Genomic DNA, 14,376 nt, shown 5'->3' with positions numbered 1-14,376 from the left:
TCGGGGGCGAGGGCCGACCAGGCATGAGGACGCGGCAATGCGGAGCGAGCGGCATGGTCCGGAACGATCGACTGAGCCCCGCCCCGGCGCGCCCGGCGGGCCGATGAGGGATCCGGACGGCACGCACGTGCGCCGGAACGGCCGGCCGGAGGTTGCGGGCGGGCCGGCAAGGCGGCTGCCGACGACCGCCGCCTTGCCGCTCCCGCACCGGGCCTACCGGTCGGGTGCGCTTGGAGCCGGGGCCCTCGGCACCGGCGCCATCGGAGCCCTGGCGCTCGGATCGCTTGCCGTCGGCGCCGTCGCCATCGGCGCCTTTGCCATCGGCCGGCTCTCGGTCCGGCGGGCGCGGATCGGCGAGGCCGAGATCGGCCGCCTCAGGATCGATCGCCTCGAGGTCGGCACCATCGTGCCGGCGGCGGCGAGACGGCGACATGGCTGAGACATGCCGATGCAGGCCGTCGTTCGCCATGCCCGCTTTGCCGGCCCCTTCCGGGCGCGCGTCGATCCTGCAGGACGGGATCGAAGCCGCCAACGTGACGATCGCGAGCCCGTTCGGCTCCTTCCTGCGGAGATGCCATGCGCGAGACCGGTGACCGCTCCATGAAACCCGTACAGATCCGCATGGCCCGCGCCGCGCTCGGTTGGGCGCCGGAGGAACTCGCCGGCCGCGTCGGGCTGCAGGCGAACGACATCGAGCGGCTCGAACAGGGCGGCGACGGCGATCCGGCCGTCGCGGAGCGGCTGCGCACCGCCTTCGAGGCCGAGGGCGTCGTCTTTCTCGACGCCGACGAGACCGGCGGCCCCGGCGTTCGTGCCCAGGACGCCCCTCTCCCGTCGTGCGAAGGCATCCATCCCGAAGATCTCAACGCCTCCAACGACGGCTGACTCACCGGTGCTCCCCGAGGAATGCCGCCCGCGTCCATGACCGCGGCGGTGCGCCGCGCGGAGCCAGCGCCCGGACTGCCCAATTCCGCGTCGTGTCGCGCCGGTGATCACGGCGGTTGTCGATCGAGATAGTTTAGGCATAAAATAATTTCGACGGCAGATCCCGGCCGCGTCGACCCCTCGGTCGCCGCACCCGCGCGGAGCTGCCGTCGGGGCCTGCGCGCCGGTCAGGGAGAACGCCGGACGCAGCCCCCGCGCATGCCGACGCACCGCCGACCCGATCCGGCCCGCCCGTCCGTTGTCGGGCCGGCGCCGTTCCAGAGCGAAACAGCATCACCCGCGGAGACCCGTTCCCATGCCATCCATCCGGACCACCGTTCTAGGCCTCGCAATGGCCGCGACCCTCACCGGCACGGCGCTTGCCCAGTCTGCCGATGACAAGCTCACCGTCGGGCTGATGTTCACGCTGTCGGGCCCGGCCGCCATCCTCGGCGAACAGGCCCGCGACGGCTTCCTGCTGGCCGTGGAGGACAAGGGCGGCAAGCTCGGCGGCGTCGAGACCGAAGTCATTTCCATCGACGACGAGCTGAAGCCCGACGTCGCGGTGAACAAGGCCAAGGAACTGGTCGAGCGCGACAAGGCGAACTTCGTCGTCGGCCCGATCTTCTCCAACATCCTGATGGCCATCGCCAAGCCGGTGACCGAATCCGAGACGTTCCTGATCAGCCCGAACGCGGGCACGTCGGTGCTCGCCGGTCCGGGCTGCAACGAATACCTGTTCGTCTCGTCCTACCAGAACGACCAGGTGCACGAGGTGCTCGGCAAGTACGCCCAGGACGAAGGCTTCAAGAAGGTCTTCCTGATGGCGCCGAACTACCAGGCCGGCAAGGACGCGCTGGCGGGCTTCAAGCACTCCTACAGCGGCGAGATCGCCGACGAGGTCTACACCCCGCTCGGCCAGCTCGACTTTTCCGCCGAACTCGCCCGCATCGCGGCCGCCAAGCCGGACGCCGTCTACACCTTCATGCCGGGCGGCATGGGCGTGAACCTGGTGAAGCAGTATCGTCAGGCCGGGCTGGAGACGATCCCGTTCCTGTCCGCCTTCACCGTCGACGAGACCACCCTGCCCGCCCAGCAGGACGCCGCCGTAGGCTTCTTCGGCGGCGCCAACTGGGCCCCGGACATGGACCTGCCCCAGTCGAAGGCCTTCGTGAAGAAGTACGAGGAGAAGTTCGGCCGGATCCCGGGCACCTACGCCATGCAGGCCTATGACGCGGCCCAGATGATCGACGCCGCGGTGAAGGCCGTCGACGGCGACCTGTCCGACAAGGCCGGCATCATCGCCGCGCTCGAGAAGGCCGACTTCGAATCGCTGCGCGGCGACTTCAAGATCGGCAACAACCACTTCCCGATCCAGGACTTCTATCTCGTCAAGGTCGCCAAGCGCGACGACGGCAAGTACGAGACGCAGATCGAGAAGAAGATCTTCGAAGACTATCAGGACAACTACGCGTCCCAGTGCAAGATGTAGCCTGAGGAGACCGGTTTCGGACGGTGCCGGATCACGACGGGACGTCAGGCCTCATCGGCCCGGCGTCGCCGACCGTGAGCGACGAGGGCCTGGAGCGGGATGCGGGCGGAACCGGTTTCCCCCCTGCCCGTCCTGCCCTCGCACCGGCCGGACCAGCCTGCATTCCATGCCCCGACACTTCGAGAGGTAAGCCATGAGCACCCTGACGGGCGGCCTGACCAGGGCCGGCGACGGCATCGACAACATCCGCTGGAACATTCTCGGCCAGATCTACGTGCCCAAGCACAACTGCGAGAGCTCGTTCTCCTGGCATGCGACGTTCCCGGTGGGCACCTTCGTGCCGCCGCACATCCACCCGACCCAGGAAGAGTTCATCTACATGCTCTCCGGGCGGCTCGACTACGTGCTCGACGGCAAGGAAGGCGTGGCCGAACCCGGCGACACGCTGAAGCTGCCGCGCGGCGTGCCGCACGGGCTGTTCAACAAGACCGACGCCGAATTCAAGTGCCTGTTCTGGGTGTCGCCCACCGCGCGTCTTTACGATCTGTTCTGGGCGCTCCACAATCTCGGGCCCGATGCGGATCCCGCGGAGGTCGTCGCCGTCTCGGCCAAGCACGAGGTCGACTTCCTGCCGCCGCCGGAAGCCGAGTAGTCCGGCCTCCCGCCGGCAGGGCGGCCGGCACACCGCCCGGCCGCACCTTGCCGGAGGGCTGCCGGCGCATCGCGCCGCCCAGCGACGCGACGTTTCTCTCGAGTGTAGACGTGGAGCCTGCCCCGCCCGGACCGCTTCGGACCACGCTGGAGAGGCTCAGGAGGAGGGGTCCATGAAAGTCATCGTCGTCGGAGCCGGCATCGGCGGGCTGACGCTCGCGCTGATGCTCCACCGCAGAGGCGTGCCCGTCGAGGTCTACGAGCAGTCGCCGGAGGTCCGCGAGGTCGGCGTCGGCATCAACACCCTCCCCCACGCCATCCGTGAGCTGGCCGAGATCGGCCTGCTCCCCGCCCTCGACGCGGTCGGCGTGCGGACCCGCGAGCTCGTCTACTACAACCGTCTCGGCCAGGAGGTGTGGCGCGAGCCGCGCGGCACCGATGCCGGCCACCCGGTTCCGCAGTTCTCCATCCACCGCGGCCGGCTGCAGAAGCTCATCTACGACGCCGTCGTCGAGCGGATGGGCCCGGGCGCGGTGCAGACGGGGCTGCAGCTCGCCGGCTTCATGCAGTCGGAGGGCGGGGTCACCGCCCACTTCGCCGACGCGGTCACCGGCGGCCCCGGCATGACGGTCACCGGCGACGTTCTCGTCTGCGCCGACGGCATCCATTCGGTCGGCCGCCGGACCTTCTATCCCAACGAGGGCCCGCCCAGCTGGACCGGCGTCCTGATGTGGCGCGGCGCGGCCATGTGGACGCCCTGGGGCGACGGCCGCACCATGGCCATCGGCGGCGGCATGGGCGCCAAGTTCGTGCTCTATCCGATCGCCCATCCGGAGAAGGACGGCCGGCAGCTGATGAACTGGGTCGTCAACATCAAGATGGCCGACGGGGAGAAGTCGCCGCCGCCGAAGGAGAGCTGGTCGCGGCCCGCCCAGCGCGCGCTGGTGCTGCCCTACGCCAAGCGGTTCCGGATCCCGGACTTCGACCATGTCGGCCTGGTGGAGGCCACGCCGCAGGCCTACGAATACCCCATGGCCGACCGCGACCCCCTGCCCCAGTGGACCTTTGGGCGGGTGACGCTGCTCGGCGATTCCGCCCATCCCATGTATCCGGTCGGCTCCAACGGCGCCTCCCAGGCGATCCTCGACGCCCGCGCGCTCGCCGATGCGCTGGCCACCGCCGAACACCCCTGCCAGGCCCTGTTCGCCTACGAGAAGGACCGGCTGCCGAAGACGGCGGAGGTCGTGCGGCTCAACCGCAAGGGCGGCCCGGAACGGGTCATCGACGAGGCGGAGAAGCGCGCCCCCGGCGGCTTCGATCGCATCGACGACGTGATGACGCGCGCCGAGCGCCAGGCGATCGTCGGCGGCTATGCCGGCAAGGCGGGGTTTGCCACCGACAAGGACAGGATCGCCGGACTGCGCGCGGCGAACGGCTGACCGGCCGGGTCTCCGCAGGATGTCGTCGCCGGCCCCGCGGACAGCGTCCGGTTACGCAAATTTCCGGTTGCCTACCTGGTGTTGCATCGTTTGCGTGATCTGCCTAAGGCTGGAGGTCGTATAGAAACGACCGCCTTCCTGACCACGCGCGGAAGCCTGGCCGTCAAAAAAAATCTTTGGAGGGCCAATGCTGGCGCTTGCCTCGCGATCCAACCTGCGGCTCTACGCAGCGTTGTCGACACTCCGCTGGCCCAGGTCCTATTATCTGAAGATCCTGATGCTGTGCTTTGTCGGCACGCACATTCCCCTGATCGCCACCGTGGGGCTGAGCCTGATCATCCTGGACGTGCCGATCTCGACCGAGCTGTCCATCATCCTGATCATGCTGGGGGGAACCGTGATCGCCGCGGCGGCGACGATCTATGCGGTGCGGGCCATGCTGTCGCCGATCGCCGCCGTCACCACCGAGCTCGAGCGCTACCGGCAGAGCGAGGAATTCAACGAGCTTCCCCACACCGGCAACGACGAAGCCGCCTCGCTCATGGACAGCGTGAATTCGCTGATCATGCAGTTCAGGGCAACCAAGCTGGAACTGGAGACGCTCTCCAACATGGATGCCCTCATCGGCATCGGCAATCGGCGCTGGCTGCTCGGAAAGGCGCAGGCGCTTCTGACCGGCCACTCCAATGCCTGGGCGCCGACGACGGTGGCGCTCATCGATCTGGATTCGTTCAAGGTCATCAACGACAGCTGCGGCCACGCCGCGGGCGACGACGTGCTGAAGCGCGTCGGAGACATCCTCACGCGCCATTCCCGGCCCACGGACCTGGTCGGACGGCTGGGCGGAGACGAATTCTGCATCATCTTCCCGCGCTGCCCCCTCGACGAGGCGGCCGCCGTCATCGAGCGGATGCGCGGGGCACTCGCGCGGACCGGCCTGGCGGAAAAATACGGTGTTCCCGTATCCTTCTCCGCCGGGCTCACGGACCGGCTCGACGACGCCGAAGACCTCGACGACACCTTCGCGCGCGCCGACCGCGCGCTCTACGATGCGAAATCGGCGGGCCGCGACCGCATCGATGTCGTCCTGTCCGCGGCCGACCCCCGGACCTGACGCTTCGCGGCCGTCCGCGCCCTCAGTCCAGCGGCGCGTCGACGCCCAGCCCCCGTTCCCTGGCCGCCCCGTAGCAGAAATGCCTGTTGGCCTGGAGCCTTTCCCCTTCAGATCGAAGCGATCTGAAGGGGAAGGTCAATATCGTGAACTTCGAGCCAATTCAGGCGGAGCTGGCCGGCGACGCAGCGCCGCCCGGTCGCTGCAGCGCCGCCAAAAACCCAGGCGCAACTCGCTGATGGAGTGACGGCGTCTCAACCGGCACGCGCAGATCCAGCGCATGTCTTTTGGCCAGTGCGTGCAGAAAATCCGCCATAAGGCTCGGCATGGCCGCGATCATCCGGTCGTAGTAGTCCATCGCCCTTTCCGGCAGGGCCCCGTCCGGGTCCCGGATGGAGATGGACGGCGAGACCGCAACGATCGGCCCCCTGTGTACGACCTCGGTCATGCGATGGACTGTCCAGCATTCGGTGTCCGCCTGTCGCGCAATCGCATGGGCATGGGGCGCATAGCCAGCGCCGTATCCGTTGCCAAGATCAGACGGATGAAAATTGTAGGTGCCGAGCGCTGGCACATTGATGATTCCGGCGTCCAGCAGCTGGCCGAGACAGCAGCAAAGGATGGCGTCCGGTCGCCACGTCTCTATGAGCTGCCGGAAAAATCCGGTCTTGAGCTCGCCCGTATAGACCTCGGCACCTGCCGAAAGCGCCATCTCCATGGTCGCCCGCATCAGCGCGAACCTTTCTTGTTCGGATATCCAGCTCCAACATCGCTTGCGCAGACCGATCTTGGCGTCCGGATTGGTCGCTTCGTCGGTCACCACTCCGACCAGATCGATGTCGCCAGACTGGTGGCGCTCCACGAGCGCGCCCAAGGCAGAGAGGCCAACCGTAAAGCTCGTCATCGCGACGATGCGCAGCGCACCGGCCCGGGCGGGCCGTCGTTCGCCCCCCGCCGGGACCAGATAACCACCCCAGGAAATGCCGGTTGGATAGTCGACGCTTCGCTTTGCGTCCGATGCACATGTGTGTGCGAATATCGTTGACCACTCTACCGAAGAATTCATCCAAAAGCCCCGCATCATCTCGATCACGGGTCTTTCCGACTTTACTTATTCGTCTGATTGACGATTTTATTAAATATTTACAAAATTGACGAATATCTTGTCATTTAATTGAGCCGACTAAGAGGGTTTTATATTAATTTCACCGACAGATTGACATGAAATGCTCCGATTCACTGGCGAAGACGACCGGCAACGCTGGCCGTCATCTGACCACGAACGACAGCCGGCTTTGCGGGTAAGGACGCCGGCAAGCGGCATACTTTTTCCACAGGGCGGCTCAGCCCGCGGGTCGCCGTCGCTTCCGGGTCAATCGAGCGGCGCGTCGACGCCCAGCCCCCGTTCCCTGGCCGCTCCGTAGCAGAAGTGGGCGCAGGCCAGGTCCTGGGCGGCGATGCCGAGGGACCGGTAGAGCGTGATCTGGTCCGCATCGGTGCGGCCGGGATGCGCGCCGGAGAGCACTTCGCCGATTTCCGCCAGCACGTGATCCTCGCCCACCCGGCCGGCCTCGATGGCGCCGATCAGCTCGCCCGCTTGGGCGAAGATCGACGGCCGGTAGTCGGCGAACAGCGCCGAGCCGACGACGAGGTCCTGGTCGATCTCGGTCTTCGACGGCACCGAGGCGCCGACCACGTTCAGGTGCGTGCCGGGCGCCACCCAGTCGCCGAACAGGATCGGCTCGGCGGCGGCCGTGACCGTGCAGACGATGTCGGCGCCGTCCACCGCCGCCCTGACGTCGGTGCCCCACTCGAACGCCACGTCGGGATGGTGGGACCGCGCCAGCGACACGAACGCCTCGGCCCGCTCCGGCCGGCGGCCGACGATCCGCACCCGCCGGATCGGCCGGACGGCCAGCATGGCGTCGAGATGGAACTCCGCCTGCTCGCCGGTGCCGACGATCGCCAGCGTGGCGGCGTCCTCGCGGGCGAGCGCGCGCGTGGCGACCGCGCTGGCCGCGGCCGTGCGCACCGCCGTCAGCCGGCCGGCGTTCATCATCGCGACCGTTGCCCCGTGCGTCGTCTCGAACAGCACCATCGCGCCCTGGTGGGAAGAAAAGCCGAACGCCGGGTTCTCCGGGAACAGGCAGACCAGCTTGACGCCGAAGCAGGCGGGATCCGTCATGGCACCCGGCATCAGGCCGAGCATGTTCCCGCCCCCGACCGGCATGATCTGGCGCAGCGGCAGGGTCGCCCCGCCGGCCGACACCGCCATCATCGTGGCGGCGACCACCTCGATCGCCTGCTCCATCGGCAACAGGGCTTTGATGTCGCGTTCGGAGAGAACGATCATTTGACGCGGACCACCGCGTCGCCCCAGCCCTCGCCGGTGAGCGGCAGCCCCAGCTCGGTCTCCAGCAGCGAGACGTAGTCGTCCGGCCGCACGATGTAGGGGAAATGCCCGCCCCAGCTGAAGCGGTAGGACGTTCCGGGCTGCAGCACCGACCGCGCCTCCTCGCGCATCTCCGTCGTGATCAGCGGGTCGTCGTCGCCCTCGATGGTGGCGATGCTGCCCTTCGGCAGATCGATGCGCGGCAGCGGCGGCGCCTTCTTCAGGCCGTTCAGCCGGGCGCGCAGCTCGATCTCGGGAATGCGCCCGCCGACTTCCGCCAGCAGCAGCTCGACCAGCTCCGCCTGGTCGGGGTGCGCCTCGCGCCAGGCGCCGAGACCCATGGCGAAGCCGGCGCGCAGCTCGTCGATGGGCGCGGTGTCGAGGTCGGAGGTGTAGGGCGGCTTCGATCGTGCGGCCACTGTCGAGACCAGCGTGTTGGCCGGCAGCAGCCGGACCACCTTGTCGGGATGCGTCGCCGCGAAATACTGGACCAGGAAGCCGCCGAGCGAGGAGCCCAGCACGGTGGCGCGCGCGATGCCGCGCTGGTCGAACAGCAGCGCCAGGTCGTCGGCCCAGTCCGCGACGCCGCCCTTGGCCGGATAGGTGACGGCGATGATCCGCGCCCGGTCCTGAAGCGCCCGCATCTGCTGCCAGAAGATGTCGCCACGCCCGAGCGTGCCCGGCACCAGCAGCAGCACCGGCCCCGTGGAGCCCACCTCGACGACGCCCCACTCGCGCCCGTTCAGCGTCACGCGCGCTTCCGGGTGCTCGGCCGCGAACGCGTCGCGGCTTTCGATCAGCACATTCGTCATGCGAACGGATTCTCCACCTTGGGCCAGTAGGTCGGCGCGCGCTTCGTGAACGGGATGTTGCCGTAGTCCGGCGTGATGGAGCCGGGCGTGGCAACATAGATGACCTCGCGCGCGATCGGCGCGAAGCCGGCATAAAAGTGCTGGGACGACTTCACGCAGACGATCTTCTTCGAGGCGAGATCGATCCCGAGGCCGGTGTAGGCCTCCGGGTGGAAGGTCTGGCAGCGGTTGTCGTTGACGACGATGTCGACGCCGTCCGCCTGCAGCCACACCATCTCGCCCAGCCCGGAGGCGAGCTCGCCGAAGCGCTGGGTGAGGCCGCTCGCGAGCTTCTTCACGGTTACCTCGAGATCCAGCGGATCGCCGGACATCGGACCGCACTTGCCGCCGAGGCGCAGCTTGAGGCGCGCCCCCTCGCCCGCCTCCCGGCAGATGCGCACGACGACCGGATCCCAGTAGATGCCGGTCACCACGCCGGTCAGCCCGCGATCCAGGATGGCCTTCAGCAGGAACGTCGCGTCGGACGGCGCGCCGCCGCCGGCATTGTCGGAGACGTCGGCCAGCACGATCGGCCCTTCGGGGGCAGCCACCGCCCGGTCGAGGGCGCCCGCGATGTCCGGATAGGGCCGCGCGATCTGGTGCCGGAGCGCGAACAGTTCCCCGCCGATCTCCTCCGCAAGCGCCGCGGCGCGTTCCGGATCGCCGTCGGTGGTCACCAGCATGCGCGCGCCGACGCGCGGATGGTCGCCCCACGGGAAGCCGTGGATGAGCGACAGCGACAGGATGCCGGGCTCCTGCTCGCGCGCGAACAGCCCGTCGACGAAGCTCCGCATCGGCTCGAACGGCGTGTGCATCGCGTGGATCATGCGGCAGTCGAAGTCCCGCATCACCGGCTTCGTCCGGCCTTCTGCCGCGTCGCACGCGATCTGGAACAGATCCCGCGCGCGATCGGGAATGTCGACGTGGGGATATTCCTTGTAGGCGACCAGCGCGGTCGCCTTCTGGAGCATTTCCTCGGTCAGGTGGCTGTGCGGATCGAGCAGCCCGCCGATCACCGCGTCGGGCCCGACCACCGCCCGGCAATGGGCGATCAGGTCGCCCTCGGCGTCGTCGTACCCGTCGGCGATCATCCCGCCGTGCAGCGACAGCAGCACCACGTCGACCGGCATCGCCGCCTTCAGGTCCTCGATGATCTCCGCGCGAAACGCCTCGTAGACCGAGCGCACCGTCGGCCCACCCGGCTGGGCGTTCGCCGACAGGCTTTCCGCCACCTCCCAGCCCTTCGCCTCGGCCGCCTCGCGCCAGATGCGCGCCGGGCCGGACCAGTACTGCAGCGGCAGCCGCGACGCGTTGCCGTGGGCGATGCCGCCTTCCTCGAAGCTGATGGCCCCGGTCGGCAGCGGCGAGAACGAGTTGGTCTCCGTGTGGAGGCTGGCGATGAACAGCTTCATGCGGGTTCGTCTTCCGGATGGTGATGCTCCGGCGGCGGCGCGCCGGTGGAAAGGTGCAGCGCCAGCGTGGCGGTGACGTGGACCATGATGATCACGAACGCCACCGGCACCGCCGCGGTGAACCAGATCATCGGGATCGACAGCATTTCCGCCTCGCGCCCGAGGCTGCGACCAAGGAAGCCCCGGGCCATCGCCCAGTTCGGGCCGAACAGCGAGTAATAGAGGATGGGGATCGCGAAGATCGTCACGCCGGCGGCGCGCACCAGCGCGAGCACCCGGCCGAGGCCACCGGCGGTCCGCGCGACGCCGGGAAACAGCGTCGGGTCGGAGCGCTCATGAAAGGCGACGGAGGCGCCGAGCATGCCGGCCCAGACCATCGCCCGGCGTGCCAGCTCCTCCGTCCAGATCGGCGGGGCGTCGAAGATGTAGCGGGCGATGACCTGATAGAAGGCCGAGCCCGCCATCACGACCAGCGCGATGACGGCCCCGGCCAGGGCCAGCCTGTTGAGGACGTCCGAGAAACGAACGAGTCCCGTCACCGCCCGCACCGGCTCACTCGCCCTTCGCCGTGGTCCACATTTCGACCTGCTCGGCGGTGATGAGACCGCCTTCGTAGGTCGTCTGCGAGGCCTTCTCGAATTCGGCGCGCGCCTCCGGCGTCAGCTCGGTGATCTCGACACCGGCCGCCTTGAGCTTGTCGTAGACGCCGCCCTGGTTGGCGAGCCAGTCGCGGTTGGCCTTGTTGGCGGCCTCCACGGCGTCGTCGACGGTCTTGCGGTCCGCGTCGGACAGGCCCGAGTACCAGTCCTCCGAGGCGATCGCCACGCGCAGCGACGGCGTGATGTCGGCGTCGGTGAAGTACTTGATGAAGTCGGTGTGGCCGAACAGCAGCGGCACGATCGGCGGGTTCAGGTAGCCGTCGGCGACGCCGGTCTGCAGCGCGTTCGGCACCTCCGCCCAGCTCACGATTGTGCCCGTGGAGCCCCACGCCTTGAACAGCGCGATCTGGCTCTCGTCGAGGGCGCGCATCCTGAGGTCCGACATGTCGGCCATGGTCGTCACCGGGTGCTTGGTGTTGAAGATGCCGACGCCCTGCCCGACCGCGTCGACGCCGAGCACGCGCACGCCGTTCGACGCGAGCTTCTCGTTGATCTTCGCCAGCATCCCGCCGTCGTAGAGCGCCTTGTCGACCTGCTCGATGCCGTTGAAGAAGTACGGCAGGCGCAGCCCGTAGATGAGGTCGTCCATCGAGGCGGTGATCGCCAGCGGCGACATCGACACCTCGAGCAGGCCCTGGGAGACCTGATCGAGCAGTTCGTCGTCGCCGCCCAGCGCGCCGCGCTGGAACTCGGCCGCCTCGACGCCGTGGCTGTTGAGGTACTCGACGAAGGCATGGGCCCAGACGTAGCTGCCGGAGCCTTCCAGGTCGGGCGGGCTGTCGAGCGCCACCTTGACCTGGGCGAATGCCGGTCCGCAGACCGTCATGGACGCGGCGAAAGCGGCCGCGAGCGCAATACGGGACAGATGCATGGTTCAGTTCCCCTCTTGTTGAAGCGCATCTCCGGCGACCGGTGGATGGTGGCTCTCCCGCACCGCCTATCCGCCGCCGAGAACTCCGAACGCCCGCGGCACCGCGAGGCTGATCTCCGGAAAGGCGACCAGCAGCCCGAGCACCACGATTTCGACCAGCACGAACGGGATGACGGCCCGCGCGAGCTGCCAGTAGTTGGTCTTCGTCACCGCCGAGACGACCAGCAGGCAGCCCCCGAACGGCGGCGACACCAGCCCGATGCACAGATTGAAGCACAGGACGATGCCGAGGTGGACGGGATCGGCGCCCTGGGCGAGCGCGACCGGTGCCAGCAGCGGCACCAGCAGCGCCAGCGCCACCGGCACGTCCAGCACCATGCCGGCCAGCAGGAACAGCACGTTCAGCAGGATCATGTACTCGACCGGCCCGAGACCCAGCCCGGTCACCGTCGACGAGATCGCCTCCGGCAGCCGCTCCAGCGCGCCCAGGTGGCCGAGCGCCGAGATGGCGGTGATGATCATGAAGATCGAGCCGGACAGCGTCACCGTGCGGCGCAGCCCCTGCCCCAGGGAGGCGAGCGTGAGGCCGTCGTAGAAGTTGGCGGCGATCAGCGCGACGACGACGGCAACGGCGGCGGCCTCCGTCGGCGTCATCCAGCCGAGCACGATGCCGCCGACGATGATCACCGGCAGGATCAGCGCCGGCGCCGAGCGCAGCAGCGTCGGCAGCAGCGGCGGCGCCTCGCCGGGCCCAAGCCGCGGATGGTCGTCCTTCCAGGCATAGATGGCGTTGACGATGAACAGCGCGCAGGCGAGCAGCAGCCCCGGAAGAATGCCGGCCAGGAACAGCGCCGTCACCGACGTCTGCATCAGCGCGCCGTAGAAGATCAGGATGATCGACGGCGGCACGATCGGCCCGATGATCGACGAGGCGGCGGTGATGGCGCTGGCATAGGCGGCGGAGTAGCCGCGCTCGCGCATCGCCGGCACCAGGGTGTTGGAGAGCGCCGCCGCGTCGGCCACGGCCGAACCGGAAATGCCGGCGAAGAACACGCTGGTCATGATGTTGACGTGGCCGAGGCCGCCGCGCAGGCGCCCGACCAGCGACATCGACAGGTCGATCAGCGCGCGGGTGACGCCGCCGCGGTTCATCACCTCGCCCGCCAGGATGAACAGCGGCATCGCCATCAGCGCGAAGACGTCGATCTTGGAGAAGATCTGCTGCGGCAGGATCGCCAGGTAGCGGCCGTTGTCGGTGGCGACGAAGGCGAGGACGGCGGAGCCGCCGATGACGTAGGCCAGCGCAAGCCCGGACGCGAGGAAGATGACCGCCGCGACCGGAACGAGCGCGATCATGCCGCGATGTCCAGCCGGGCGACGGCGAGGTCGGCTTCGGCGACCCCCTCGTCGGCGATGTCGGGCGGCAGCTGGCGCCCCTCGACAAGGGCTGCGGCCGATCGGGCCAGTGCCGGCGCCGACTGGATGCCGTAGCCGCCCTGCCCGGCCAGCCAGAAGAAGCCGGCAACCGCCGGGTCGTAGCAGGCGACCGGCGTCTTGTCGGCGACGAACGAGCGCAGCCCGGCCCACTTGTTCTCGATCGACCGTACCGAAACGTCGAACGCCGTCTCGATCCGGTCGACGCACACGGCAACGTCGTATTCGTCGGGCTGGGCGTCGCACGGCGGCGACGGCGTCTCGTCGGCCGGCGAGATCAGCAGGCGCCCCGCGTCGGGCTTCATGTAGAAGCCCTCGTCGATGTCGACGACCATCGGCCAGGGCGACGGGTCGATCCCCTTCGGCGCGGCGACGATCACCGCCGTCCGGCGCTTCGGGACGAGGCGGATGGGGGCCGCGCCCGCAAGGGCGGCGATCTCGTCGGCCCAGGCGCCGGCGGCGTTGACCACCACATCGGCGTGGATCGTCCGCTGGCCCAGGTCGATCGCCCAGACGGTCCCGCTGCGCGACAGGTCCCGGACCGTCGCGTTGGTGAGCATCTCGCCGCCAGCCGCCCGGAACGCCTTCAGGTAGCCGTGGTGCAGGCCGTGCACGTCGATGTCCCGCGCACCGGGCTCGACCATGCCGCCGGCCACGTAGTCCGCGCGCAGCAGCGGTGCCCGCTCGCGGGCCTCGGCAGGGCCGACAAGGTGCACGCCGTTGTTCGACCCGACGGCGGCGAAGTGCGCCTCGAGGCTCTCCATCTGATCCGCCCGCGCGATCATCAGCACGCCGCGCTCCGACAGGATCGGATTGGCGCAGAAACCGGCCGGCGGATGGTCGAAGAAGCGGGCGGAGGCACGCGACAGCGCCCGGATCGCCGGCGGGCCGTAGGTCTCGGTGAACAGCGCCGCCGACCGCCCGGTGGTGTGGTAGCCGGGCTGGGATTCCCGCTCGAGCAGCAGCACGTGCCGGCCCGCCGCCGCAAGCTCCGCGGCGACCGAGGCGCCCGCGATGCCGGCGCCGATGACGGCGATGTCGAAATGCGGATGACGGGACGCTGCATCGATCATCCGGAAAGCCTAGCAAAGGTTTTCCGATTGGAAAATGGATTTTTTCCGATCGGAAAATCCGTGGTGG

General features: G+C 68.6%; 14 protein-coding genes. 6 read left to right on the top strand and 8 right to left on the bottom strand.

The features are described 5' to 3' along the window. Positions 1 to 103 precede the first annotated feature (103 nt). From ACSSVZ_RS16985 to ACSSVZ_RS16960, 6 genes are all read left to right on the top strand, one after another. A complete protein-coding gene (locus ACSSVZ_RS16985; protein WP_453971872.1) occupies positions 104 to 439 on the top strand; it encodes a hypothetical protein in 336 nt (111 codons plus the stop codon). Positions 440 to 576: 137 nt separating this feature from the next. After that, positions 577 to 885: a helix-turn-helix domain-containing protein gene (locus tag ACSSVZ_RS16980; RefSeq protein ID WP_453971871.1), complete on the top strand. Its 309-nt coding sequence runs from the start codon at positions 577 to 579 to the stop codon at positions 883 to 885. Positions 886 to 1,240: 355 nt separating this feature from the next. Further along, on the top strand, positions 1,241 to 2,416 hold the full coding sequence (locus ACSSVZ_RS16975) for an ABC transporter substrate-binding protein (RefSeq protein ID WP_453971870.1): 1,176 nt from the start codon (positions 1,241 to 1,243) through the stop codon (positions 2,414 to 2,416). 193 nt (positions 2,417 to 2,609) lie between these two features. Next, on the top strand, positions 2,610 to 3,068 hold the full coding sequence (locus tag ACSSVZ_RS16970) for a cupin domain-containing protein (RefSeq protein WP_453971869.1): 459 nt from the start codon (positions 2,610 to 2,612) through the stop codon (positions 3,066 to 3,068). A 172-nt stretch (positions 3,069 to 3,240) separates the two neighbouring features. Continuing rightward, entirely contained in the window at positions 3,241 to 4,506 is a 1,266-nt protein-coding gene (locus tag ACSSVZ_RS16965) for a flavin-dependent oxidoreductase (RefSeq protein WP_453971868.1), read from the top strand. A 187-nt stretch (positions 4,507 to 4,693) separates the two neighbouring features. Next, a complete protein-coding gene (locus tag ACSSVZ_RS16960; RefSeq protein ID WP_453971867.1) occupies positions 4,694 to 5,620 on the top strand; it encodes a diguanylate cyclase in 927 nt (308 codons plus the stop codon). Positions 5,621 to 5,780: 160 nt separating this feature from the next. Here ACSSVZ_RS16960 and ACSSVZ_RS16955 read toward each other — a convergent pair whose 3' ends face one another. The 8 genes from ACSSVZ_RS16955 to ACSSVZ_RS16920 form a co-directional block, all read right to left on the bottom strand. After that, positions 5,781 to 6,701 carry a formyltransferase family protein gene (locus ACSSVZ_RS16955; protein ID WP_453971916.1) on the bottom strand — a complete coding sequence of 307 codons (921 nt, stop codon included), beginning with the start codon at positions 6,699 to 6,701 and terminating at the stop codon, positions 5,781 to 5,783. A gap of 288 nt (positions 6,702 to 6,989) precedes the next feature. Beyond that, the gene (locus tag ACSSVZ_RS16950) at positions 6,990 to 7,970 is read right to left on the bottom strand and encodes an ornithine cyclodeaminase family protein (protein ID WP_453971866.1); all 981 of its coding nucleotides are present in this window, start codon (positions 7,968 to 7,970) and stop codon (positions 6,990 to 6,992) included. Continuing rightward, the gene (locus ACSSVZ_RS16945; protein ID WP_453971865.1) at positions 7,967 to 8,821 is read right to left on the bottom strand and encodes an alpha/beta fold hydrolase; all 855 of its coding nucleotides are present in this window, start codon (positions 8,819 to 8,821) and stop codon (positions 7,967 to 7,969) included. Before ACSSVZ_RS16945 ends, ACSSVZ_RS16950 begins: the two co-directional genes overlap by 4 nt. After that, complete coding sequence (locus ACSSVZ_RS16940) at positions 8,818 to 10,272, bottom strand: M81 family metallopeptidase (protein WP_453971864.1); 1,455 nt, start codon at positions 10,270 to 10,272, stop codon at positions 8,818 to 8,820. Before ACSSVZ_RS16940 ends, ACSSVZ_RS16945 begins: the two co-directional genes overlap by 4 nt. Beyond that, positions 10,269 to 10,811, bottom strand: a complete 543-nt coding sequence (locus tag ACSSVZ_RS16935; RefSeq protein WP_453971863.1) for a TRAP transporter small permease — start codon at positions 10,809 to 10,811, stop codon at positions 10,269 to 10,271. The genes ACSSVZ_RS16940 and ACSSVZ_RS16935 overlap by 4 nt, the downstream gene beginning before the upstream one ends. Before the next feature lie 13 nt (positions 10,812 to 10,824). Further along, positions 10,825 to 11,802, bottom strand: a complete 978-nt coding sequence (locus tag ACSSVZ_RS16930) for a TRAP transporter substrate-binding protein (protein ID WP_453971861.1) — start codon at positions 11,800 to 11,802, stop codon at positions 10,825 to 10,827. A 66-nt stretch (positions 11,803 to 11,868) separates the two neighbouring features. Beyond that, entirely contained in the window at positions 11,869 to 13,158 is a 1,290-nt protein-coding gene (locus ACSSVZ_RS16925; protein ID WP_453971860.1) for a TRAP transporter large permease, read from the bottom strand. Beyond that, entirely contained in the window at positions 13,155 to 14,309 is a 1,155-nt protein-coding gene (locus tag ACSSVZ_RS16920; RefSeq protein ID WP_453971859.1) for an NAD(P)/FAD-dependent oxidoreductase, read from the bottom strand. Before ACSSVZ_RS16920 ends, ACSSVZ_RS16925 begins: the two co-directional genes overlap by 4 nt. Positions 14,310 to 14,376: the final 67 nt, after the last annotated feature.

Source organism: Amorphus sp. MBR-141 (assembly GCF_053628695.1).
Note: the sequence above shows the minus strand (reverse complement) of the source record. Positions and strands in the feature narration are given on the sequence as shown.